The 23234-nt window shown below is 63.6% G+C and carries 19 protein-coding genes and 1 tRNA gene; 14 read left to right on the top strand and 6 right to left on the bottom strand.

The genetic code is table 11. The features are described from left to right. Positions 1–296 precede the first annotated feature (296 nt). The 12 genes from thrS to PWP93_RS07460 all read left to right on the top strand — a co-directional run bounded on the left by thrS (position 297) and on the right by PWP93_RS07460 (position 12055). Complete coding sequence (gene thrS / locus PWP93_RS07515; protein ID WP_421043999.1) at positions 297–2204, top strand: threonine--tRNA ligase; 1908 nt, start codon at positions 297–299, stop codon at positions 2202–2204. A gap of 49 nt (positions 2205–2253) precedes the next feature. Next, positions 2254–2775, top strand: a complete 522-nt coding sequence (gene infC, locus PWP93_RS07510; protein WP_421025197.1) for a translation initiation factor IF-3 — start codon at positions 2254–2256, stop codon at positions 2773–2775. Positions 2776–3105: 330 nt separating this feature from the next. After that, positions 3106–3303, top strand: a complete 198-nt coding sequence (gene rpmI, locus PWP93_RS07505; protein WP_035530936.1) for a 50S ribosomal protein L35 — start codon at positions 3106–3108, stop codon at positions 3301–3303. Positions 3304–3333: 30 nt separating this feature from the next. Next, positions 3334–3693: a 50S ribosomal protein L20 gene (rplT, locus tag PWP93_RS07500; RefSeq protein ID WP_007585475.1), complete on the top strand. Its 360-nt coding sequence runs from the start codon at positions 3334–3336 to the stop codon at positions 3691–3693. 154 nt (positions 3694–3847) lie between these two features. Then, on the top strand, positions 3848–4861 hold the full coding sequence (gene pheS / locus PWP93_RS07495; RefSeq protein WP_213296418.1) for a phenylalanine--tRNA ligase subunit alpha: 1014 nt from the start codon (positions 3848–3850) through the stop codon (positions 4859–4861). 118 nt (positions 4862–4979) lie between these two features. Beyond that, complete coding sequence (pheT, locus tag PWP93_RS07490; RefSeq protein WP_421043998.1) at positions 4980–7433, top strand: phenylalanine--tRNA ligase subunit beta; 2454 nt, start codon at positions 4980–4982, stop codon at positions 7431–7433. A 90-nt stretch (positions 7434–7523) separates the two neighbouring features. Continuing rightward, positions 7524–7934: an integration host factor subunit alpha gene (locus tag PWP93_RS07485; RefSeq protein ID WP_035530944.1), complete on the top strand. Its 411-nt coding sequence runs from the start codon at positions 7524–7526 to the stop codon at positions 7932–7934. A gap of 145 nt (positions 7935–8079) precedes the next feature. Continuing rightward, positions 8080–8478 (top strand): MerR family transcriptional regulator, encoded by a 399-nt coding sequence (locus PWP93_RS07480; RefSeq protein WP_421043997.1) that lies wholly within the window; start codon positions 8080–8082, stop codon positions 8476–8478. Positions 8479–8559: 81 nt separating this feature from the next. Further along, positions 8560–8636: transfer RNA gene (locus tag PWP93_RS07475), tRNA-Pro, on the top strand. Positions 8637–8968: 332 nt separating this feature from the next. Continuing rightward, positions 8969–9910 (top strand): DMT family transporter, encoded by a 942-nt coding sequence (locus PWP93_RS07470; RefSeq protein WP_421023652.1) that lies wholly within the window; start codon positions 8969–8971, stop codon positions 9908–9910. 576 nt (positions 9911–10486) lie between these two features. Then, positions 10487–11020 (top strand): acyloxyacyl hydrolase, encoded by a 534-nt coding sequence (locus tag PWP93_RS07465; RefSeq protein WP_421045028.1) that lies wholly within the window; start codon positions 10487–10489, stop codon positions 11018–11020. Between the two features lie 174 nt (positions 11021–11194). Further along, complete coding sequence (locus tag PWP93_RS07460) at positions 11195–12055, top strand: 3-hydroxybutyryl-CoA dehydrogenase (protein ID WP_421043996.1); 861 nt, start codon at positions 11195–11197, stop codon at positions 12053–12055. A 167-nt stretch (positions 12056–12222) separates the two neighbouring features. On the opposite strand, the gene PWP93_RS07455 is transcribed toward PWP93_RS07460, so the two are convergent. Continuing rightward, positions 12223–14514 carry an ATP-dependent DNA helicase gene (locus tag PWP93_RS07455; RefSeq protein ID WP_421043995.1) on the bottom strand — a complete coding sequence of 764 codons (2292 nt, stop codon included), beginning with the start codon at positions 14512–14514 and terminating at the stop codon, positions 12223–12225. Beyond that, positions 14511–16316 carry a VRR-NUC domain-containing protein gene (locus tag PWP93_RS07450; protein ID WP_421043994.1) on the bottom strand — a complete coding sequence of 602 codons (1806 nt, stop codon included), beginning with the start codon at positions 16314–16316 and terminating at the stop codon, positions 14511–14513. The genes PWP93_RS07455 and PWP93_RS07450 overlap by 4 nt, the downstream gene beginning before the upstream one ends. A gap of 171 nt (positions 16317–16487) precedes the next feature. Between PWP93_RS07450 and PWP93_RS07445 the strand changes: the two genes are divergently transcribed. Further along, the gene (locus PWP93_RS07445; RefSeq protein ID WP_421043993.1) at positions 16488–17147 is read left to right on the top strand and encodes a hypothetical protein; all 660 of its coding nucleotides are present in this window, start codon (positions 16488–16490) and stop codon (positions 17145–17147) included. Positions 17148–17169: 22 nt separating this feature from the next. Here the strand turns inward: PWP93_RS07445 and PWP93_RS07440 are convergent, their stop codons facing one another. Both PWP93_RS07440 and PWP93_RS07435 read right to left on the bottom strand, forming a co-directional pair. Beyond that, the gene (locus tag PWP93_RS07440) at positions 17170–18516 is read right to left on the bottom strand and encodes a DUF3443 domain-containing protein (protein WP_421043992.1); all 1347 of its coding nucleotides are present in this window, start codon (positions 18514–18516) and stop codon (positions 17170–17172) included. Then, positions 18513–19001, bottom strand: a complete 489-nt coding sequence (locus tag PWP93_RS07435) for a DUF2844 domain-containing protein (RefSeq protein ID WP_421043991.1) — start codon at positions 18999–19001, stop codon at positions 18513–18515. The genes PWP93_RS07440 and PWP93_RS07435 overlap by 4 nt, the downstream gene beginning before the upstream one ends. Before the next feature lie 393 nt (positions 19002–19394). On the opposite strand from PWP93_RS07435, the gene bamC reads away from it, so the two are divergent. Further along, a complete protein-coding gene (gene bamC / locus PWP93_RS07430) occupies positions 19395–20630 on the top strand; it encodes an outer membrane protein assembly factor BamC (RefSeq protein WP_421043990.1) in 1236 nt (411 codons plus the stop codon). Positions 20631–20741: 111 nt separating this feature from the next. Here the strand turns inward: bamC and PWP93_RS07425 are convergent, their stop codons facing one another. Continuing rightward, positions 20742–22343, bottom strand: a complete 1602-nt coding sequence (locus PWP93_RS07425; RefSeq protein WP_421043989.1) for an L-lactate permease — start codon at positions 22341–22343, stop codon at positions 20742–20744. Between the two features lie 247 nt (positions 22344–22590). Beyond that, entirely contained in the window at positions 22591–22965 is a 375-nt protein-coding gene (locus tag PWP93_RS07420; protein ID WP_421043988.1) for a hypothetical protein, read from the bottom strand. Positions 22966–23234: the final 269 nt, after the last annotated feature.

Below are 23234 nucleotides of genomic sequence, written 5' to 3'. Positions count from 1 at the left end.
AGTCGCGATACGGGTAGTGCATATCGAGGCTTCACGTGCAGTAAAAGCGCTGAATGAGCGCCTAAGGCGAATACGGTTATGACACCGCGAACGTTTACCGAAACCACTTCGGAGCGACGCTGATAGTCGAGGATCTCTTTCGCCCTGCAATCTGGTTTGAAAAGTGAATGCGGCCCCTCGAAAGCGGGGCCGCATTTTTTTTCGCCGCGAAGTTTTCGCGGGTTGCAGCGAGTGGCTTTACCGGCAATCTTCCACGAACGATACGATGTGCCTCCACGGCACTTCTGGAGAAAAACATGGTTGCGATACGTCTGCCCGATGGCTCGGTTCGACAGTACGATCATCCCGTCACGGTCGCCGAAGTGGCGGCTTCGATTGGCCCCGGCCTCGCCAAGGCGGCGCTCGGCGGCAAGCTCGACGGCGAGCTGGTCGACACGTCGAAGCTGATCGATCGCGACGCGTCGCTTGCCATCGTCACGGAGAAGGATGCCGACGGCCTCGACATCATCCGTCACTCCACGGCGCACTTGCTCGCCTATGCGGTGAAGGAGCTCTATCCGGAAGCGCAGGTCACGATCGGGCCGGTCATCGACAACGGCTTCTACTACGACTTCGCCTACAACCGTCCCTTCACGCCCGAAGATCTCGAAAAGATCGAAAAGCGCATGCAGGAGCTCGCGAAGAAGGACGAGCCGGTCACGCGCCGTGTCGTCTCGCGCGGCGAGGCGGTCGATTACTTCAAGAGCATCGGCGAGAAGTACAAGGCCGAAATCATCGAATCGATTCCTGGCAGCGAGGACATCAAGCTCTACGCGCACGGCGGCTTCACGGACCTGTGCCGCGGCCCGCACGTGCCGTCCACTGGCAAGCTCAAGGTCTTCAAGCTCATGAAGGTCGCTGGGGCCTACTGGCGTGGCGATGCAAAGAACGAGCAATTGCAGCGCATCTACGGCACGGCCTGGACGAAGAAGGAAGACCAGGACCAGTACCTGCACATGCTCGAGGAGGCGGAGAAGCGCGACCACCGCAAGCTCGGCAAGCAGCTCGACCTGTTCCACATGCAGGACGAGTCGCCGGGCATGGTGTTCTGGCATCCGAAGGGCTGGACGCTCTGGCAACAGGTCGAGCAGTACATGCGCGGCCGCCTGCGCGAGGCTGGCTACGACGAAATCAAGACGCCGATGATCATGGACCGCTCGCTTTGGGAGGCGTCGGGCCACTGGCAGAACTATCGTGAAAACATGTTCACGACGGAGTCGGAGAAGCGCGACTACGCCATCAAGCCGATGAACTGCCCGGGTCACGTCCAGGTGTTCAACCACGGCCTGCGTTCGTATCGCGACCTGCCGCTGCGCTATGCGGAATTCGGCTCGTGCCACCGCAATGAGGCGTCGGGTGCGCTCCATGGTCTGATGCGCGTGCGCGGCTTCGTTCAGGACGACGCACACATCTTCTGTACCGAAGACCAGATCATCAGCGAGTCGATCGCCTTCAACACGCTCGCGATGAGCGTCTACAAGGATTTCGGGTTCGATCACATCGACATCAAGCTCTCGCTGCGCCCGGATTCGCGCGCGGGAACGGATGAGACGTGGGACCGCGCCGAGCAGGGTCTGCGCGAGGCGCTCACGGCTTGTGGCCTGCAATGGGAGGAGTTGCCGGGCGAGGGTGCGTTCTATGGTCCGAAGGTCGAGTACCACATCAAGGACGCGCTTGGCCGCTCGTGGCAGTGCGGCACGCTGCAGCTCGACATGGTGCTGCCGGAGCGCTTGGGCGCCGAGTACGTGTCCGAGGACAACAGCCGCCGCCGCCCGATCATGCTGCATCGTGCAATTCTCGGTTCGATGGAGCGTTTCCTCGGGATTTTGATCGAGCACCATGCGGGCGCGATGCCGTCCTGGCTCGCTCCGGTGCAGGCTGTTGTGATGAATATCGCCGAAAGTCAGGCCGAATACGCGACAAATCTAGCCCAATCGTTGCAAAAACAAGGGGTTAGAGTGCAGGCCGATTTGCGCAACGAGAAAATTAGCTATAAAATACGCGAGCACACGCTTGAGAAGGTCCCGTACCTGCTGGTTGTCGGCGACAAAGAGCGTGAAGCACAAACGGTAGCCGTGCGTGCCCGTGGCGGCGTCGATCTGGGTGTCATGCCGGTCGACGCGTTCGCTGAGCGTCTGGCGCAGGATGTCAAGACGTTCAAGTAAGCCACCTGGCAGCGCGGCTCGTTTTTTTAATTTTTAGAGGAAACGTAACATCGCTACGGATAAGTCGCATCGCATCAACGGTGAAATCTCGGCACCCGAGGTGCGTCTCGTTGGCATCGACAACGAGCCGCTCGGCATCGTAAAGCTGGCTGATGCGTTCCGCATGTCGGAACAACAGGACGTCGATCTGGTTGAAATCGCCCCGCAGGCCGTGCCCCCCGTGTGCCGCCTGATGGACTACGGCAAGTTCAAGTACCAGGAGGCGAAGAAGCAACACGAGGCCAAGCTCAAGCAGAAGGTCATCCAGGTCAAGGAAGTCAAATTCCGTCCGGGTACCGACGACGGCGATTACAACGTCAAGCTGCGCAATCTCGTCCGCTTCCTTGAAGATGGCGACAAGACGAAGATCACGTTGCGTTTCCGGGGCCGCGAAATGGCCCACCAGGAAATCGGCATGCGTATGCTCGAGCGCCTGCGCACCGATCTCGAAGAAGTCGGTCAGGTCGAGCAGATGCCGAAGATGGAAGGGCGCCAGATGATCATGGTGCTTTCGCCCAAGAAGAAGAAGTAATTGGCGCGCCGCGCGTTGTTGTTCTGTTGTTCCATGCGCGGCGGCCACGGTAGTTTTGTCAGACGTTTTCCACGCGGTGAGTGCAGTAAAATGCGCGGGGAAACGGCAAGCAGGTTCCGGAACGGCGCCCGCGCGCCGCACGTCAATGTGCGGCAAACGGGCGTTTTTCCTGAAAGCGGCGGCAAGCTTGTTTTTTAAAAGCCAGCCAGCTGCCAAAACAAGTGGAGTGGGTTTCGAAGGGCGGTTTGAGGGCGAAGCGCGCGGTTTTTGAAAACCGGGCGTGGGAGCCAGCCGCACACCCATGTCCATCAAATAAATGGAGTTTTTGTCATGCCCAAGATGAAGACCAAGAAGAGCGCTGCAAAGCGCTTCGTGGTTCGTCCGGGTGGTACCGTCAAGCGCGGTCAAGCCTTCAAGCGTCACATCCTGACCAAGAAGACCACCAAGAATAAGCGTCATCTGCGTGGTGCAACGGCCGTTCACGAGTCTGATGTGAAGTCCGTTCGCGCAATGATGCCGTTCGCGTAATCCTCAACCGACAACTCATAGGAGCTACTCATGCCTCGAGTCAAACGTGGGGTTACCGCACGGGCCCGTCACAAGAAAATCATCAAGCTGGCCAAGGGTTACCGCGGCCGCCGCAATAACGTCTATCGCATCGCCAAGCAGGCGGTCATGCGCGCAGGCCAGTACGCCTACCGCGATCGCCGCAACAAGAAGCGTGTGTTCCGCGCACTGTGGATCACGCGTATCAACGCGGCGGTGCGTCAGCACGACATGACCTACAGCGTGTTCATCAACGGCCTGAAGAAGGCTTCGATCGAACTCGACCGCAAGGTTCTGGCTGACATGGCTGTGTTCGACAAGGCTGCATTTGCTGCGATCGTCAAGCAGGTGAAGGCCGCCGTCGCTGCCTAAGCAAGGTATTGCGCAGGTTCGTTGCAGCAGACATTCCGGTTGTCTCGGTGATGCTGCAACAAAAACGGGGCTCCTCACCGAGCCCCGTTTTTGTTGGCGAAGCGCTTCCTGCGCCGCTCAAGTCTCAAACACTGACGCTGAAAAGATGGGATCAATGGATCTGGACCAGATTGTCGCCGACGCGCAACGCGCCTTTGCCTCCGCCTCCGACGTCAACACGCTTGAAAATGAAAAAGCGCGTTTTCTCGGTAAATCGGGCGCGCTGACCGAACTGCTCAAGGGCCTCGGCAAGCTCGACCCGGAAACGCGCAAGACCGAAGGTGCGCGCATCAACGCCGTCAAGCAGCAGGTCGAGGCCGCGCTCAACGCGCGCCGCCAGGCGCTTGCCGACGCGCTGCTGAACCAGCGTCTCGCCGCCGAGGCGATCGACGTCACGCTACCGGGCCGTGGCGCCGGCACGGGCAGCCTGCATCCGGTGATGCAGACGTGGGAGCGCGTCGAGCAGATCTTCGGCTCGATCGGCTTCGACGTGGCCGACGGTCCCGAGATCGAAACCGACTGGTACAACTTCACCTCGCTCAACAGCCCGGAAAACCATCCGGCGCGTTCGATGCAGGATACCTTCTATGTGGACGGCAAGGATGCCGAAGGCCGTCCGCTCTTGCTGCGCACCCACACGAGCCCGATGCAGGTGCGCTACGCGCGCACGCACACGCCGCCCATCAAGGTGATCGTGCCGGGCCGTACTTATCGCGTGGACAGCGACGCCACCCACTCGCCGATGTTCAACCAGGTCGAAGGCCTGTGGATCGAAGAGAACATCAGCTTTGCGGATCTCAAGGGCGTCTATACGGACTTCCTGAAGAAGTTCTTCGAGCGCGACGACATCCAGGTGCGTTTCCGCCCGTCGTACTTCCCGTTCACGGAGCCGTCCGCCGAAATCGACATGATGTTCGAGCAGGGCAAGAACGCCGGCAAGTGGCTCGAAATCTCGGGCTCGGGCCAGGTGCATCCGACCGTGATCCGCAACATGGGCCTCGACCCGGAGCGCTATATCGGCTTTGCGTTCGGCAGCGGGCTCGAACGCCTCACGATGCTGCGTTATGGCGTGCAGGATCTGCGTCTGTTCTTCGAAGGCGACCTGCGCTTCCTGCGCCAGTTCGCCTGAGCCTGAGGCTAGGCACGGCATCCGCGGTTCGCGAAGCGCACGCAGCACCACAAGCCTTAGGGCAGTGCGCGAGAAAACGCTACGCGACGGTCTCAATCTGTCTGGAACGTAAAACGAAATGCTATTCCCCGAATCCTGGCTGAGAAGCTTTGTCGATCCGAAGCTCACGACCGATGAACTGGCCCATGCGCTGACCATGGCCGGCCTCGAAGTCGAAGGCCTGCGTCCGGCCGCGCCGCCCACTGCGAAGATCGTCGTGGGCCGCGTGATCGAAGTCGTCAAGCACCCGGACGCGGACAAACTCAACGTCACGCAGGTCGACGCCGGCACCGGCGCGACGCTGCAGATCGTCTGCGGCGCACCCAATGTGGCGCCCGGCATCAAGGTGCCGGTGGCGCTCGTGGGCGCGGAGCTGCCGCCCGCAGAAGAGGGCGGCAAGCCCTTTGCGATCAAGCTCTCGAAGTTGCGCGGGGTGGAAAGCCAGGGCATGTTGTGCTCGGCGCGCGAACTGAAGCTCTCGGAAGACCACAGCGGCCTCATGATCCTGCCCGAAGACGCGCCCATCGGTCAGGACATCCGCGAGACGCTCAATCTCGACGACACCATTTTCGAAATCAAGCTCACGCCGAACAAGGCCGATTGCCTTTCGGTGTACGGCATCGCGCGCGAAACCGCCGCGATCACCGGTGCGCCGCTGCAAGCGCCCGTGTTCCCGAAGGTCGACGTCAAGCTCAACGAAACGTTGCCCGTGAAGATCTCGGCGTCGGACCTGTGCGGCCGTTTCTCGGGCCGCGTGATTCGCGGCGTGAACGCGCACGCGAAGACGCCCGCGTGGATGGTCGAGCGCCTCGAGCGCTCGGGCCAGCGCAGCATCTCGGCCCTCGTCGATATTTCGAACTACGTCATGCTCGAACTGGGCCGCCCGTCGCACGTGTTCGATCTCGACAAGATCCACGGTTCGATGGAGGTGCGCTGGGGCAAGAAGGGCGAACAGCTCAAGCTGCTCAACGGCAGCACCGTCGAAGTCGATGAAACCGTGGGCGTGATCGCCGACGAGCGCGAGATCGAAAGCCTCGCGGGCATCATGGGCGGCGACAGCACCGCCGTCTCGCTAGACACGAAGAACATCTACCTCGAAGCCGCGTTCTGGTGGCCGGACAGCATTCGTGGCCGCTCGCGCCGCTACAACTTCTCGACCGATGCGGGCCACCGCTTCGAGCGCGGCGTGGACTGGTCCACGACTGTCGAGCACATCGAGCGCATCACGCAATTGATCCTCGACATTTGCGGCGGCGAAGCCGGCCCGGTCGACGACCAGACCGTGAACGTGCCCAAGCGCGCGCCGGTGAAGATGCGCGTCGCGCGTGCGAACCGCATCATCGGCGTGAAGATTGGTGCTGATGAAATCGCACAAATCTTCACGCGTCTCGGCCTTGCGTTCGAACGCAGTGCGGAGAATGGCGACGACACGTTCAGCGTGATGCCGCCGCCGTATCGCTTCGACATCGAGATCGAGGAAGACTTGATCGAAGAAGTCGCGCGCATTTACGGCTTCGAGAAGATTCCCGCGAACCCGCCTGTCGCACGCAGCGAGATGCGTGCAACGAACGAAATGCGCCGCTCGGTTCACGCGATTCGTCACGCACTCGCGGCGCGCGATTACGCCGAAACGATCAACTTCAGCTTCGTCGATGCCGAGTGGGAGCAGGATTTCGCGGGCAACGCGAATCCCGTAAAGCTGCTGAACCCGATCGCGAGCCAGCTTTCGGTCATGCGCACGACGCTGTTCGGCAGCCTCATCAATGTGCTGCGCCATAACCTCAACCGCCGCGCAGATCGCGTGCGCGTGTTCGAGGCAGGCCGCGTGTTCCTGCACGATCCGTCGATCAAGGCCGGCGAGATGGCGGTGGAAGGTTTCGCGCAGCCGAAGATGATTGGCGCGCTCGCCTATGGTCCCGCGCTCGAAGAGCAGTGGGGCGCGCCCACGCGCGGCGTCGATTACTTCGACGTGAAGGGCGATCTCGAAGCGCTGTTTGCGCCGCTGGGTGCGGCAAAAGCGTCGCGTTTCGTGAAGGCGGAGCACCCGGCGCTGCATCCGGGTCGTAGCGCGCGCATCGAAGTCGATGGCCGCGCGGTGGGCTGGATTGGCGAACTGCATCCGCGCTGGATGCAGAAGTATGACCTGCCTCATGCGCCGATGTTGTTCGAAGTCGAAGCGGACGCGCTGATGGCGCGCGAACTGCCCGCGCCGTCGGAAGTCTCGAAATTTCCGCCGGTTCGACGCGACATCGCACTTGTCGTCGATCAAAAGATCGAAGTGCAGGCACTGCTCGACGAGTTCCAGAAGGGTCTGCAAGACGAACCCTGCAAGATTGTCCAGAGGGTTGCGTTATTCGATGAATTTCGTGCAAAATCAAATACTTCCGGACTTGGCGCGGACGAGAAAAGCCTTGCCTTCCGGGTGACCCTGCAAGATACTGGCGGAACCCTTCAGGACGAAACGGTCGATGCGGCCATCAAGTCCCTGGTGGATCGCCTGGCTCGAGTGTTTGGCGCCCGGTTGCGCGGATAAGCTCTACGGCTCATCTCCTGCCGACATCGACTTCCGGTTTGCGAGGTTGCAGTCACCCTGCCAACCGGAAGCGCGCCATTTCATAGATAGATGAACGAAATGAACTCGAGTGATTTCGAAGCCCTTCTTGCGGCACAGCGTAGCGCCATGATTCGCGACATTCCTGCCTCGTCGGCAAGCGCCACGAACGACACGCCCACGCTGACCAAAGCCGAGCTCGCCGAACTGCTGTTCGACAACGTCGGGCTCAACAAGCGCGAGGCCAAGGACATGGTCGAAGCGTTCTTCGAAGTGATTCGCGACGCGCTCGAAGGCGGTGACAGCGTGAAGCTTTCGGGCTTCGGCAATTTCCAGTTGCGCGACAAGCCGCAACGGCCGGGCCGCAATCCGAAGACCGGAGAGGCGATTCCCATTGCTGCGCGACGCGTGGTGACGTTCCATGCGAGCCAGAAGCTCAAGGCACTGGTCGAGAGCGGCGCCGAGGCTAGCTTTTCGCGCTGATCCACCGATCAAGGCATCATGCGCGGGGAGAACCCGCGCACGCTCGCACGGGCCGCACGCGACAGATCGTGCAGCGGGCGTGACTGGAAACCACTGACCGGCGGCGACGCCACATTTGCGCAACCACCACGACGGCAACCCGGCGATGACATCGACAATCGAAAAGGTCGTCTTGCCTCCCATCCCCGCCAAGCGCTACTTCACGATCGGCGAAGTGAGCGAGTTGTGCGGCGTGAAGCCCCATGTGCTGCGGTATTGGGAGCAGGAGTTCACGCAGTTGAGGCCGGTCAAGCGGCGCGGCAACCGCCGCTACTATCAGCACCATGAAGTCCTGCTGATCCGGCGCATTCGCGAGTTGCTTTACGAGCAGGGATTCACGATCAACGGCGCGCGCAATCGCCTCGATTCGTCGGGCGCGGTGGTGGAAGAGGCCGCGCCGGGCGAGGCGGGTGAGGAGAGCGTTGCGCAGGGCAATATGGCGCTGGTCGACGTCGATCAACTGCGCAAGGAATTGCTGCATGTGATCGATCTGCTCGGTCAGTGAAGACCCTTCGGCAATCTTTGTAGCGAATTGCGATTTAGGTGGTTCTAATTAGAGAAGCGCTCTGTTATACTTTCTAGCTCTCGGGGCGTAGCGCAGCCTGGTAGCGTACCTGCATGGGGTGCAGGTGGTCGGAGGTTCAAATCCTCTCGCCCCGACCAGAAGTCAAAAAGGCCTTACGATGAAAATCGTAAGGCCTTTTTCTTTTGCGCCAGAAATGTGGCTCGGCGCGATCACACGCGAACCCGCCTCGTTGTGTTCCTCCGCGGGCTCTCACGCCTAAGCCCCCCTGAAACCCGGCACGGTCCGCCGGTCTACGTAAGCCCTTCAATTCAAAGCGTTGGCCGCCATCGGTCAGGAATAAGTGCGCAACAACCGGTGCTAATTTTTCTCACATATCGATGAGAATCATTCGCTATGAGGGTTGTGCCACGCCCATTACGATTAGCGCTTGACTGCCGGTGTTGTCCCTTTCGTACGCGCACTGTCGACCATGAATCCGCTCGAACTTGCTCAGCTCGTCTTTCTCGCCGCCCTGTGGGGCGGGTCATTTCTCTTTATTCGCGTCGGCGTGACCGATCTGGGCGTGGCGCCGCTGATGGCGCTGCGCGTTGGCATTGGCGCGCTGTTTCTGCTGATCGTGCTGTTTTCGCGGCGCTCGCCTCGCGAGGCGCTTGGCGCATTGCGCGAGCGCGCGTGGCCGCTCTTCGTGGTCGGCATTCTCAATTCGGCCGCGCCGTTCTGCCTCTTCGCGTGGGCTGAGCTCACGCTCTCCGCAGGCGTGACTTCGGTGATCAATGCGACTACGCCGTTGTTTGGCGCCGTGGTCGCGTATTTGTGGCTCAAGGACCGGCTGAGCGGCTTGCGCATCGCGGGCCTCGCGATTGGCTTTGCAGGGGTGCTCGCGCTGGTCTGGGATCAGATTGCCACGCGCGCCGGCGATGGCGCGGGCACATCGGCCACCGTGCTCGCCGCCGGCGCTGCGCTTTGTGCGGCGGCGCTTTACGGCGTCGCGGCGAGTTTCACGAAGCGTCATCTGACCGGCGTCGATCCGCTCACCGTGGCTGCTGGCACCATGACGGCCGCCACCATCGTGCTGGCGCCTTTCGCACTCGCCACCTGGCCGCATGCCGCGGTTTCCTTGCATGCGTGGGGCGCGGCGCTCTGCCTGGGCGTCGCGTGCACGGGAGTTGCCTATCTGCTGTTCTTCCGCCTGATTGCCGCCATTGGCCCGGCGCGCACGATTACCGTGACGTTCGTGATCCCGGTGTTCGGCATCCTCTGGGGTGCGCTGTTTCTTGATGAGCATGTGTCGGTGGGCATGATCGAGGCCTGTGCTGCGATCCTCGTGGGCACGTCGCTTGCGACTGGCTTTATCAAGCGGCTTCCGGGCATGGGGGCGCGCAGGGAAGGCGCGGGCGCCAAACAACAGTAAGCGCTGCTGGCGGTACGTCAATTGACCTAGTTGCGTACGCAACGATAAGCCGTCGTGCAACGCGACGTCTCGCGCTACCGTTTTTCCTCCCATTTTTTTCGCATCGCCACGCTTGATGAACGACATCAGTGCGGGGCGTTTGTGCGCCTGCGTGATTTGTCTGGATGCGGTTCTTCAGATTCACGTGATCGAACGCACGGGCGCGCTAATCCGCTTCGCTGAAAGTTCAGTGAATGCCAGCAGGTTCGCTTTGGTCCGATCGCTTCAGGTAAAAGCGATAAGGTCGATACTTTCTTGTAAAGTAAAACCTGCCGAATAATGCGTCATTCGATTTGATTGCAAGGTATTGCATATCGTAGTGAAAGCCTTGAGTCAGGGCGTTCAAGCGAGGTGCGCCTGGTTACAAGCAGAAAGTAGAGGTCGCTATTACACTGGATGCACACTGCGAGAAGAATTCGCAAATGACCGCAGATGAGCGCGCCAAAGGGGAACATCGAGCTTAAATATCGCGTCGTGAAATGTCGTTCGTTTCCAGGGATATTCATGACAGAAAAAAGATCAGAGTGGCCGCTTCGGATGGCACGTGGGGCATGCGCGGCGCTGTTGGCCTGTGGAGCGGCAGGTGCGCATGCTGACCAATTCGGCGTTCAGCTTGGAGCCGGCGTCGCGAGCTATGGAGTGAAGAAGCTCGACCTGGGCCTGGTCTGGGATCCAGGGCTTCAATGGTGGCATTTCGCGGGTTTTCATTTCACGGTGGTGGGCGAGGGGCACGTCGCGTACTGGGATCTCACCGAAGATGGCGCCTCGCATCCGAACATCTGGGAATTCGGCGTGACGCCGGTGTTTCGCATCATCAAGGACAGCGGCTGGTTCCGGCCGTTCTTCGAGGCCGGCGTAGGCGTGCGCCTGCTTTCGCACGTACAGCTCACGGGCGACCGTACCATGTCGACGGCATTCCAGTTCGCGGACCTGGTGGGGGTGGGTGCGCAGTTCGGCGAGCACCAGAACTTTCAGGCTGGCATTCGTTTTCAACATGTCTCCAACGCGGACATCAAGACGCCTAACCCTGGTCTGAACTTCGGCCAGATCTACGTGCAGTACAACTTTTGAGCCAGACGTGTCCGGGGAGGGGGGGATGGTTTAACCCCCCGACGCACCGGTTTCAGCCTGTCTTCATAAGCCTTACACTGTCGAGTCATGATGCGGTGCATCACGCGCACCGCATGGCCGGTTTTTTTCATCGGCGATGCACCGGCGTCGCAGACCAGTGAGTGAGGAGCAGGCATGGCAATCGAAACGGTTGGGATCGTGGGCGCGGGCACCATGGGCAATGGCATCGCGCAGGCGGTGGCCGTGGCGGGTCTCAAGGCAGTGATGATCGACGTGACGGAGGCGGCGCTCTCCAAAGGTGTGGCGACGCTCACGCACAGCCTCGATCGGCTCGTTTCGAAGGGCAAGCTCGATGCGGCAGTGCGCGATGCAGCCCTCGCGCGCATCGAGACCAGCACCGACTACCAGCGCCTTGGCAGCGCCGATCTCGTGATCGAAGCAGCCACGGAAAACGCCGAGCTCAAGACGCGCATTCTCAAGCAGATCGAAGCCGCTGCGCGTCCCGACGCGATCATCGCCTCGAACACCTCATCTATTTCGATCACGGCGCTCGCGACGACGCTTGCCGATCCAGCGCGTTTCATCGGCATGCACTTCTTCAATCCCGTGCCGATGATGCCGCTCGTCGAGGTCATTCGCGGCCTGCAGACGCGCCCGGCCGTGGTCGACGCGGTGCGCGATCTCGCACAGCGTCTGGACAAGACGCCCATCGCGGTCAAGAACGCGCCGGGTTTCGTCGTGAACCGCATTCTCGTGCCCATGATCAACGAGGCATTCTTCGTGCTCGCCGAAGGCGTTGCGAGTGCCGAAGAAATCGACGCCGGCATGAAGTTGGGCGCGAATCATCCGATTGGGCCGCTGGCGCTCGCGGACCTGATCGGCCTCGACGTGTGCCTCTCCGTGATGGATGTGTTCCTGAAGGACTTCGGCGATTCGAAGTATCGTGCGTGCCCGCTTTTGCGCGAGATGGTGGCGGCAGGGCAGCTCGGCCGCAAGACCGGTCGGGGCGTGTACCAGTACGACAAGACATCCTGAGGATTGCGGAGCATTAGGGCTCAGGCGTGCAGGCCGACCGTGTACTGCATGACCCCGCTATTCGGTTGCGACTGTGAGTTCGAGTCCACTGCGCAAAGCGTCTGGGTCATGCAAATTCACGTGGAGAGGATCGCATCCGAATGTTTAGGCCTGTTAATCAATGGCATTCAGCCAAGCTGCCACCATGCCGGCAGCAATGCACGCACGTCGGGCCGCGCGAAGCGGTCGTCGAGCAAATGCACGACGCCGTTGTCGCGTTCGGTGCGAATCACGCGGCCCGCGGCCTGTACGACCTTGCGCAATCCGGGAATCAGATAGGTGTAGTCGAACCCGGCGCCGTAGAGCGTTTCCATGCGCTCGCGCATCGCCTCGTTGACGGGATTTACCTGCGGCATGCCGAGCGTCGCAATGAAGGTGCCGATCAGGCGCGTGCCCGGCAAGTCGATGCCCTCGCCGAAAGCGCCGCCGAGCACCGCAAAGCCGATCCCGCAGCCGCCTTCCACGAAGCGCGCGACGAAAGCCTGTTGCTGGGTTTCGTCCATCGTGCGCGACTGCATCCATGTGCTCACATGTGGATGCCGCGCGACGAAGGTATCGGCGGCAAGCTGAAGATAATCGTAGCTGCTGAAGAAGCACAGGTAATTGCCGGGCCGCGCAGCATATTGCGCGGCGATGCGCGCGACCAGTATGTCGAGCGAGCGCTCCCGGTCCTTGTAGCGCGTCGAGATATCGCGTGCGATCCGCACCTCGAGTTGCTCGGTGCGAAATGGCGTGCCGATCTTGACGTTCACGGTGTTTTCCGGCAAGCCGAGCATGTCGGTGTAGTGGTGCGTGGGCGCGAGCGTGGCGGAGAAAAGCGTCACGCTGTGGGCCGCCGCCATGCGCGCGCGCAGCGCGCCCGCCGGCACGATGTTGCGGATGCAGAGTGTCGAGCGCGGACGCTTCGCTTCCCGTGCGCGCAGCGGCGTGACGTCGAAGATCGATTGCGCGTCGAAGCGCTCGGCCATGCGCACGAAGTGCAGCGCGTCGAAATAGAAGCGTTCGAGTTCGGCGTCGCGCATGAGCGCCGGTTGCGCAAGCTGGTCGCCAATCGCGGCAATCACATCGCCGAGCGCGGCGACGAAACCTTCGGGCAGCGTTTCGCTCGCGCGCCAGGCCTGCGGCTGCATGGCGGTTTGCGCATTCCAGTGGCGCGCGAGACGCGTCAATGCGCGCTTCACCGGGGCGCTCGCGGCGCGTCGCACGGCGTCCATGCGGGTCTGCATGATCTCGGCGGAATACATCGCGCGGGCGCGTTCAGGCAGGTTGTGTGCTTCGTCGACGAGCACGCTCATGCGCCACTGATTGTGCGCACCGAGCATGAACAGCATGGCGCTCACATCGAAGTAGTAGTTGTAGTCGCCGACGATCATGTCGCTCCAGCGCGCCAGCTCCTGGCCGAGATAGTACGGACACACCTCGTGCTCGCGCGCGACTTCGCGCAGTGTCGCGCGCTCGAGCCGCACGCGCTCGAGGGCGGCGGCGCGCGCGGCGGGCAGGCGGTCGTAGAAGCCACGCGCAAGCGGGCACGATTGTCCGTGGCAGGCGAGGTCGGGGTGCTCGCAGGCCTTCTCGCGCGCGACCAGTTCCAAAACGCGCAGCGGCAGCGCGGTCGTGCTGCTGCCCGCGCCGGCTTTGCCATCGGCCTGCGCATCGGCAAGCGTGTTGAGCGCATCGATGGCGAGTTGACGCCCCGAGCTTTTGGCGCTCAGGAACAGCACCTTGTCGATACCGGCGCGCGCGCAGGCCTTCAACTGCGGGAACAGCGTGCCGATGGTCTTGCCGATGCCGGTCGGCGCCTCCACGAGCAGGCAGCGGCCTTGCGTCGCGGCGCGCCATACCGCCTCGGCGAGATCGCGCTGGCCTTCGCGGAACGCAGCATGCGGCAGGCGCAATGCCGCGAGCGCACAGTCGCGCGCCGCGCGATGCGCGCTTTCCTGTTCCGCCCACGCGATGAAGCGCGCGCACTGCGATTCGAATTCCGCGCGCAATAGCTGTGCGCTCGCGTGCTCGACGAGCGCCGTCTCACGTCCCGAGCCAATCTCGTAATAGACGAGCGCGAGTTCGAGCGCGTCGAGGCCGAGCTTTTCGCACATCAGCGCGCCGTAGACGCGCAACTGTGCCCAATGAAGCACACGCTGGTTCTCGCGCATCGCATCCAGATCGCCGCGATAGGTCTTGAATTCTTCGAGCCGTTGGCGTGCTGGATCGTAACCGTCGGCGCGGCCGCGCACGGTGAGCGTGCCGAATACGCCGGTGAGCGCGACTTCGGTTTCGTAGCCGGCGGGCCGGCGCGCGGCGATCGCAGCATGGCCGGCGCGGCCTTCGCTTGCATCGGGCGAGGGTGTGAAGCGCAAATCGAGATCGCCGCGTTTTGCGGTGAACTCACAGAGCGTACGGACCGCGACGGTGTAGCTCATGGCATTGACGCAGCGTTCGTGCTGGCCTGCGCCGCCCAGCGCACTTGTAGCACGGTCACGGGCAGGCCGTGCGCGGCGCAATACGCGAGCCAGCGGCGCTGATTGTCCTGCAGCCGGTCGCCGGGGCCTTTCACTTCGATCAGTTCGTAGCGTTGCTCGCGGGGCCAGAAACGCACGAGGTCTGGCAGGCCCGAGCGGTTCGCGGCGGGTTCGCGCAGGAGCCGCTCGAACCATAGCCGCAGATGGGCAGCGGGAAAGCAGTCGAGCGCGAGCGTGAGGAGCGCGGCGTCGAGCGCGGGCCATGCGACGTAAGGCGACTGGATGCCGTGCTTCTCGTCAAAACGCTGCTCGATGGTCGCGCGGTACGTGCCGCTTTCGAGTTCGGCGAGGCAGGCGGCAAAGAGCCCGGCGCGCCGCTGGACGAAGTCGGCGGCGTGCAGATCGGCGGGGCCGCGCTGGAACGGATGGAAGAATGCGCCCGGCAGCGCTGCGAAAAGCGCGGGCCAGCAGAGCAGGCCAAACAGGCCGTTGATGAGCGTGTTCTCGACGTAGAAGACCGGTGCGTCCGCGCACTCGAGCGTCCGGCGCGCGGCTTCCTCCACGCGCAGGCCCGCGCAGGCGGCGGGCAGCGTGAGTTCGGCGCTGGTGAACGTCGGCGCATCGCTGGCTTCGATTACGCCAGTTGCCGCGATTTCTGCCCGCGTCGCTGCCTGTGTTGCCGCTGGTATCGCGCTCGTGCTGCGCCGCCGCGCGAGGCGCGCGAGCGTGCGTGTCGCGCGTTGTGCTTCCTCCTCGTTCGCGGGCGCGCCGGCAATCGCCTGCGCGAGCGCGAGGGCGTCGTCGCGGCGACCCAACTGCTCGAGCACGCGCACGCGCCGGTAGCGCGACTCGGGATGGCCGCAGCCGACATAGGCGCGCCAGGCGAGCGCCGGTTCGCCCAGCCGCTCTGCAGCCTGACCCGCTGCGTGGCGCACCCGGTCGTGACGCGAGCGCAGCCAGTCGTTGGACCGGGTGTGCGGCGCGAGCATGTCGAGCGTATCGAGCGCCGCGCTCACGGCGTTGACGGCGTTGACGGCGTTGACGGCGTTGACGGCGTTGACGGCGCTTGCGGCGTCGGGCGCGAGATCGAAGGTTTCGCGGCAGTCTCGCAGCGCGAGCCAGGCGTCGATGTCGGCGCGCTGCCGGAACGCGCGCGACGCGCTGTCGAGCGGGACGTACTCGTAGCGATAGACGCCCAGATCGGCGAGCACGAACTCGGACCAGTCTTGCCGCAGATTGCCGAAGAACATCAGCCTCAGGCGTTCGCACAGCGGCGCGGCGGCCAAATGGAAGACGGTATCGGTCGAGCCCGGAAACCACGTTGACCAACCGTGCGCCTCGGGCGCAGCGGCTTGCAGGGCTTCGAGCGTTTCGGCACGCGTGGCGCGCGCGCCGGGCGCAACGGCATCGGCCAGCAGGCGCGCGCTGAGCGCCTGCAATTCGGCTTTGGTGACGAGTGCCGCGAGGGCATCGAACGCAAGCACGGGCGCACTGTCCAGCCAGCCGGCATCGGCGAGGGGAGCGGCCGCGGCGCGCGGGCAGCCAATCTCGGCGTAGTCGAGTTTGCTTGCGCGAAAATTCGGGCCCTTACGCATCAGCATGCGTACGAACAGCGCGCGCGAGCCGCGCGGCAGAGCGCCGAAGCTTTGCATGAAGCGCTGCTCGGCTGTGTCGAACAAGTCGGCGCAGCGCGCATCGAGCGAGGCGAGCGCGCGCTCGAAGTTCGCGAGGTAATAGAACGGATCGGGGGAGTCGGGAAGCACGCGCGGCACTGTATGAATATACAGCAGTGATGATAGCAGGCCGGCGCGTGCCCGCGAGCCCCCGGTCGCGGCAGCGGCGCCAAAGTCCGGTGCGCCTCGGGTCCTTGCGGCCTGTACGCTACAATTGCCGCAGCCTGAAAACCGAACCGCGCGAGAAGCGCAACAAGAGCGATGAACAAACGGAAAGCTTGCCTCGTCGGCCTCGCCGCCGGGGCCACTCTGCTCGCGGGATGCGTCGCGCAGTACCAGAATCCCAGTGAGTGCGCGCGGGAAATGCGCAGCCGGCTCGCCAGCGCTTCGCTGGGCGCACTGTCCGTCACGCATACCGCCGTGGCGTATCGCGGCAAACGCGTCGTGGTCGAGGGGCTGCTCGATCGCGGCGCATTGCCGGCATCGGGCGGGCTCAGCGCATCGGCCGCCGCCGCTCTGGCGGGCGCGCCCGTGGGTGCGGCAGCAAGCGCCTCCGATGCGAGTGCGGCGAGCGTTTCGGCCAGTTCCATGCCGACCTCGACTGCAACTTCAACGTCGACTGGCGCAGCGACTGCGCGTGGCGCGTCAGCGCCGCCGGCTGGGTCCATGGTGTCGGCGGCTTCCGGGGTCTCCGCGGCGTCCGCGCCTGTTGCGGACCCACTCGCGGCTTCAGTCGCGGAGAGCAAGCCCACCACGCCGATCGCGGCGCTTGCCGTGAAGCTCGGTTTGCACAAGGCCCCGCGCCCGTCCACCGCTGCCGAGTGCACCTACGACAAGACGGGCAGCCTCACGTCGTTCCGCTGGCTTTCTCCGGGCGCGCTCGCCCGGACCACACCCGCACCGGACGTCGACGACGAGTGACCCGCGCGCTTGCGCGCGCCACTCAGAACGCGAAATACGGCCCCGTTCCCGCCGGCGTCACCTGAGCTTCGATTGCCGTATAGATGCGCCGCCCGAAGAAAAACGGCAATCCCCAGCCGAACATATTGCCGTTGTAGCCTGCAAGGTCGTTGAACGCCCAGTTGCTGCTGGCGAGGAGCGTTTGCGCGTTCGCGACCGAAACCGAGGCCGGTGCGCTGATGCCGTCCGTTCCCTTGATCGATGCGCCGATGCTTTGTGGCGTGCTCGGGCAGTACCACACGCCGCAGCGCGTGAGGGCGGAGTTCGCGAAGAAGAAGCCGTTCGATCCGCTGTCCAGATAGCTGAGCGAATAGATCGAACCGTCCGAGGTTGTGGTCGTCACGTAGCCCGTAACTGTATTCGCGCGCAGCACGGTAGCGCTGCCGAGCGCATTGTTCGGTTGCGAGCCGATGCCGAAGATCAGGGATCCGCTCACCGCGCTCTGGCCCGTATCGGGCACCGCGGGCAGATCGATCACGACGCCGTTGTTGTCGTTGGCAAACGACGCGACGGGGTTGCGCACCTGCTGCGCGAGTGGCTGCGCGCTCGCCGTGCAGTTGCCGGAAGGGCATGCGTAGTACCACGAACGATTGGGCTGATTGACACAGGCTGCGCCACAGTCGGCGTTGAACGTCCCGACGCCGAGGATGCCGTTCGAGCGCAGCGCGGTGGAGTTGATCATCGCGAACCCGAAGCCCTGGCAGTAACTCGGCGTGACTGGCACGGATGGGTCAGCGATCACCTGGATCGGCAATGAAGGGGCGACTTCACCCGCGAGCCGCACGTCGGCGCTGCGCACCGCGCCCCACGTATAGCCGGTGCCGAAGGCCGCGCATTCACCAGCGGGTGACGAACTGGCGCCCGCATTGACGGCGGGCAGGGCGAATCCGGCGGGCAGCGCGGAGGCGAGCAGGCGCAGGCCTTGCGAGCCGGTGTCGACCTGCACGTTATCGACGGTTGCGCAGGTCGTCGTGCCCGGCACGCATACCGTCACGCTCGCCATGAGCATGTTGCGTGCGGCTTCAGGCGTGGCTGCGACACTGACCGCAAGGACATTCGGCGTGGTCGATTGCGGTACGGTGCCGGTCGTACTGGATGTGTCCGGACTGGTCGCAGACGGCGAACTCGCACTTGACGGCGCACTGGCGGCAGCGGGCGTGCTGGCGGGCGTGGTGACGCTTACTACGCCGGTGTTGCCGCTTCCCCCGCAGGCCGTGAGCACTGCCGAGAGCACTGTCGAGAGCACTGCGGCGAGGAGGCCTGCGAGTACGCCGGAGCGCGCGCCTGCACGCTCGCCCGTGGGCGAAACGCGTCGTGCCGGCGTGCTCATTGCAGGTCCCCTTCCGTGACGCCCGCAGGCAATGCCGCGGGCAGCCACGCACGGCCGATATAGCTGCGCATGTGGCCGCCGGATTCGACGACGACCGTGGGCGTATCGACGCGTGCAGCGTGCAGGCCGGCGCGTCCGGCGGCATGGAGCGCGGCGGCGCCGCTGTGCCAGTCGGCGGCGTAGCGGCCAAGCAGCACATCGAGGTCCGGCGGGGTGGGGCCTTGCCACGTGTAGGCGAAGATCTGGCCGCTATGGGTGGCGATGTACGCGTTGAAGTGCGTGCCGCCCGTGTCGACGTAGCGCGTCACGCGCGCTGCGCCGCCTGCGAGCGTCAGGCCGTTAGCGGGCGCGGAGGCTGGTGGCGCCTCGGGCGGGACTATGTCGCCGAGTGCTGCGTGGGCTGTCGCGGCACCGGCCGCGAGGCACGAGAAGAGGCAGGCGAAGGCCGCAGCGCGGCCCGCCTGCAAGCGGCTGTAAGTTTTCATCAACTCTCCGTATGTTGTTCTTTGCGCTTATCTCTTTTTCTCGGGGAAATTAACATCGGGCCGCTTCTGCAAGATCTGCGAACTTCAAATGTCGAGAGGCGCAAAACTGGCGGTCCCGCGTCTGCGTCCTTAGTGCATTGATAGAAAAAGAAATTTTCTCGATTCGCAGGTGTGGAGAGTGGCTTATGGAATGTTGATGAACGTTACATAGATCGGGTAAAAGCGGGCTGCGGGGTCCGTCATTCAGCGTCTGGAGCGCCGGTCTGACGGGCTGAGGCATGCCGGGCAGTGCCGTCGCCGCCCGGTTTTTGCACAGCGCGGCGTCTCACCGGTAAAATGGCTGGTTGATCCACGGAAACTAGCCCGTGGCCTAGCCGAAGGGATTACCCGAACATGAGTGATTTTCACCAACGTCTTGCCGCACGCGCGCTCGCGCTCCTGATGGCGGGCGGGCTGGTCGCCGGTTGCAGTTCGCCGACGCCCGGCAAGATCGATTACCGCAGCGATGCGAAGGCGAAGCAGGCGTCGCTGGCCGTGCCGCCGAACCTGCTCGACGAAACAGGCGACCAGCGCTCGCTGCCTCCGCAAGGCGGCGAAACCTCGCTGTCCGCGCTCAAGCAGGTTCAGGCCGCGGCGCCCGTGTCCGACCAGACCCAGGTGCTCCCGCAGGTGCCTGGCATGCACATTCAGCGTGACGGCACGGAAAGCTGGCTCGTCATCGACAGCCGCACGCCCGACCAGGTCTGGCCGCAGGTGCGCCGCTTCTGGCAGGAGCAGGGCTTCCTGCTGGTGGTCGACCAGCGCGACAAGGGCGTGATGGAAACCGACTGGAACGAAACCCATCCGAAGATCAACGACGGCCTCATTCGCAACACGCTGTCGTGGGCCACGGGCAATTCGTACGTCACGGCCGAGCGCAACAAGTACCGCACGCGCCTCGAAACGTCGCCCACCGGCGGCACGTACATCTTCATCAGCCAGAAGGGCCTGAGCGAGCAGCTGACCGGCACCAACAACGAAACCACCCACTGGGTGCCGAAGCCCAACGATCCGGCGCTCGAAACGGAGTACCTCAAGCGGCTCATGGTGACGCTCGCGCGCGCCAAGCCCGGCGTGCCCGACGCGCAGATCTCCGCCGAGGCCGACGCGAAAGCGAATGCCAACGGCAAGACGCCGGCCAAGGGTGCCGACGCGGCCGCTGCCGCCGTCGCGGCGCAGAACGCTGCTGTCGCGGGGCAGAGTGCGCCGTCCGATGCGTCGGCGGCGAACGCCGCAGGGGGCCAGTACACGTCGACCGAACTCACGCTCTCCGAGCCGTACGACCGCGCATGGCTGCGCGTGGGCGTCGCGCTCGACCGCTCGAACTTCACGGTGGACGACCGCGACCGCACGAAGGGCATCTACTATCTGCGCTACGTGGATCCGCAGGATCTGAGCTCGGCGGAGCAGGGCTTCTGGAGCCAGCTCTTCCACGGCCACAAGGACAAGGTCGCGAAGCAGTACAAGCTCAATGTGCGCGCCGTGACCGAGAACCAGACCCGCGTGTCGGTCGTCGACGACAACGGGCAGGTCGACTCGTCGCGGCCGGCTCGCGAGATCATGAGCCTCGTGGTCGAGCAACTGCGTTAAGCATTCTCGAATGCAGGGGGCGTCGCCCATGCCGCCCCGGGACAATCAAAAAAACCGCCTGCGAATTCCTCGATTCGCAGGCGGTTTTTCCATTCATGCTGCACGCCGTCTTCAATGCGGAGGAATCATCCACGTGAACACGTTTTGCTGCAGCCACACGAGAATGCCGAGCAGCACCGTCAGGAGGATCGAGTGCTTGAAGGTTTTCGCGAACACATAGCCTTCCTGCCCTTTGAGGTCGGTGGTTGCCACGCCCGTCGCGATATTTTGCGGCGAGATCATCTTGCCCATGACGCCGCCCGACGAATTGGTCGCCGCCATGAGCACGGGGTCCAGATTGAGCTGGTGCGCGGCCACCACCTGAAGATTGCCGAATAGCGCGTTGCCCGAGGTGTCGCTGCCCGAGAGGAACACGGCCACCCAGCCGAGGAACGCCGAGACGAGCGGGAAGAACGCGCCCACCGAGGCCACGCCGAGACCCAGCGTATAAGTCAGGCCCGAGTAGTTCATCAAAAACGCCAGCCCGACGATGGTGGCAACGGTCAGGATGGCGATGCGCGTTTGTACCCAGGTGTCGACGATCGCGGCGCCGAAGTCGGCGAGCTTGAGCCGCACGACCAGCGCCGTGATGATGGCCGCAAGCAGGATCGCGGTGCCCGTGCCGAGCGGCTGGAAGTCCCAGATCGCGCCATACGGCGTCTTGTACAGCGTGATGTAGACGGCCTTGTCGAGAACCGGCCAGTGCACCTTGAGGTCGCCGATCGCGAACACCTTGGCGATCGTCCAGAGAATCACGACCACCGCCACGATGATCCATGGATACCATCCCTGCGTTCCCGAGACGTCGCCGCGCACTTCCTTGGCGCGGTCGACCTTGATCTCGAAGCGCGCGTCGGGCGCGGGTTTCCACACGCGCAGAAACAGGATCGTGAGGATCAGCGAGACGAGCGAGGAGAGCACATCGGTCAGGCTGTAGTTGATGTAGTTCGCCGTGACGAACTGCGTGAGCGCGAAGCTGCCGCCCGAGACCAGCAGCACCGGCCAGATGCGCAGCATGCCGCCCACGCCCGCGTAGATGGCGATTACATAGAACGGCAGCGCCACCGCGAAGAACGGCAACTGGCGGCCGACCATTTGCCCGAGCGCGTCGGCGGGCAGGTGGGTGACCGCGCCGAGCACCGTGATCGGCACGCCAAGCGCACCGAACGCCACCGGCGCCGTGTTGAAGATCAGCGTGAAGGTGAGTGCCTCGAGCGCCGGGAAGCCGAGCATGATCAATAGCGAACTGGTGATCGCGACGGGGGTGCCGAAACCCGAGATGCCTTCGAACAACGCGCCGAACGAGAAGCCCACCACCACGAGCACGATGCGCCGGTCGTTGGGCAGATTGTCGAGCAGCCACATGCGAAACGCCGAGAAGCGCCCCGAGCGCACCGCAATGTTGTAAAGCAGGATGGCCGTGACGACGATCCACATGACCGGCCACAGCGCGAAAACCACGCCGTTGAGCACCGAACTGATGGCGAGATTGACCGGGAACTGCCAGCCCGCGATCGCGACGACGAGGCCCACGACGAGGCCCGCGAGCGAAGCCTGCCACGCGGGCCGGCGCGCCCAGCCCAACAGGACGAGCACCACGGCGATCGGCAGCACCGCCACGATGAACGACAGGAAGAGCGAGTTGCCGATGGGAGTCAACAGCTGATGGAACATGACGTCTCCTTTATGCTGATTGGTATCGGCGCATCGATGCGTGCGGGCGCAAAGGTGTGCCGGGCGTGGCGTCGGCAGTGCGCGCGGCGCGCGGTAGACCCGCGCGCCGCCATGGGGAGCGGAATTCAGTAAGGCCGTGCTTCAGTACCCGATACCCAATAGCAGCATAGAAAATGGTTCGGGAGCGTCAAGGGAGGGAAAGTACGGTCGTGCGGCGCGCGTAACGCTGGGTGGCGCTGGCTGGCGCTTAGTGATGCCAGTGGCCGCCCCCACCGCTCCAGTAGCCAAAGCCAAAGGAGATGGCGGGCGCCCCCCATCCCCACGCGGGATAGGGGTAATACGGGGGGTAAGCCGGAAAAGCCGGATAAGAGGAATAGAGCGGCCAGGCCGGCACCGCGATAGCAACGGGCGGGGAGGGATAAAGCGGCCCGGGGTATTGTTCGGGGACGGCCGCGGGTGCGGGGTTGGCAGGCAGATTCGCTTGCGGATTGGTCTGCAAGACCGCGTTTTCATGCTGCGTGCTCGAGGCGGGCACGGTGCCGTAGTAGTACGGCGAATAGCCGTATGGGTAATAGTAGTAGCAGCCGGAAAGCGCGAGCAGGACGGCCGTTGCAGCGAGCATCGAGCTCCGCCTGAGCGCGCCGCGCGCCCACGGGCGCTCCAACGAGGATTGGCGCATCGAGGCGCTCCAACGAGGATTGGCGCATCGAGGCGCTGCAAGGCGAGGCAAGGGCGGCTAAGGGGCGATTCATGGCGGACTCCTTACTCGGCCGGCAGTAAGTGCGTTGGGCACCCGGAACCTGATCGATCGAGCTTACGCTCCTCGCCGCCACCCTGTGTTGCACTTGAATCACCGCATCTTTCGCGTGCTTGCATGACTGCATGCCCAAA

Origin of the sequence: Paraburkholderia sp. A1RI-2L (genome assembly GCF_048957375.1) — a bacterium.
Lineage (GTDB): Bacteria > Pseudomonadota > Gammaproteobacteria > Burkholderiales > Burkholderiaceae > Paraburkholderia.
This window is presented reverse-complemented; position numbering and strand designations above follow the sequence as displayed.

Excerpts from the sequence above, each read along its gene's own strand:
- PWP93_RS07460 (WP_421043996.1), top strand. The coding sequence starts at position 11,195 with ATGGCAATCGAAACGGTTGGGATCGTGGGCGCGGGCACCATGGGCAAT.
- PWP93_RS07435 (WP_421043991.1), bottom strand. The coding sequence starts at position 19,001 with ATGAAAACTTACAGCCGCTTGCAGGCGGGCCGCGCTGCGGCCTTCGCC.
- rpmI (WP_035530936.1), top strand. The coding sequence starts at position 3,106 with ATGCCCAAGATGAAGACCAAGAAGAGCGCTGCAAAGCGCTTCGTGGTT.
- PWP93_RS07420 (WP_421043988.1), bottom strand. The coding sequence starts at position 22,965 with ATGCTCGCTGCAACGGCCGTCCTGCTCGCGCTTTCCGGCTGCTACTAC.
- PWP93_RS07480 (WP_421043997.1), top strand. The coding sequence starts at position 8,080 with ATGACATCGACAATCGAAAAGGTCGTCTTGCCTCCCATCCCCGCCAAG.
- pheS (WP_213296418.1), top strand. The coding sequence starts at position 3,848 with ATGGATCTGGACCAGATTGTCGCCGACGCGCAACGCGCCTTTGCCTCC.
- PWP93_RS07440 (WP_421043992.1), bottom strand. The coding sequence starts at position 18,516 with ATGAGCACGCCGGCACGACGCGTTTCGCCCACGGGCGAGCGTGCAGGC.
- PWP93_RS07455 (WP_421043995.1), bottom strand. The coding sequence starts at position 14,514 with ATGAGCTACACCGTCGCGGTCCGTACGCTCTGTGAGTTCACCGCAAAA.
- bamC (WP_421043990.1), top strand. The coding sequence starts at position 19,395 with ATGAGTGATTTTCACCAACGTCTTGCCGCACGCGCGCTCGCGCTCCTG.
- pheT (WP_421043998.1), top strand. The coding sequence starts at position 4,980 with ATGCTATTCCCCGAATCCTGGCTGAGAAGCTTTGTCGATCCGAAGCTC.
- PWP93_RS07425 (WP_421043989.1), bottom strand. The coding sequence starts at position 22,343 with ATGTTCCATCAGCTGTTGACTCCCATCGGCAACTCGCTCTTCCTGTCG.
- PWP93_RS07470 (WP_421023652.1), top strand. The coding sequence starts at position 8,969 with ATGAATCCGCTCGAACTTGCTCAGCTCGTCTTTCTCGCCGCCCTGTGG.
- PWP93_RS07465 (WP_421045028.1), top strand. The coding sequence starts at position 10,487 with ATGGCACGTGGGGCATGCGCGGCGCTGTTGGCCTGTGGAGCGGCAGGT.
- PWP93_RS07485 (WP_035530944.1), top strand. The coding sequence starts at position 7,524 with ATGAACGAAATGAACTCGAGTGATTTCGAAGCCCTTCTTGCGGCACAG.
- rplT (WP_007585475.1), top strand. The coding sequence starts at position 3,334 with ATGCCTCGAGTCAAACGTGGGGTTACCGCACGGGCCCGTCACAAGAAA.
- thrS (WP_421043999.1), top strand. The coding sequence starts at position 297 with ATGGTTGCGATACGTCTGCCCGATGGCTCGGTTCGACAGTACGATCAT.
- PWP93_RS07445 (WP_421043993.1), top strand. The coding sequence starts at position 16,488 with ATGAACAAACGGAAAGCTTGCCTCGTCGGCCTCGCCGCCGGGGCCACT.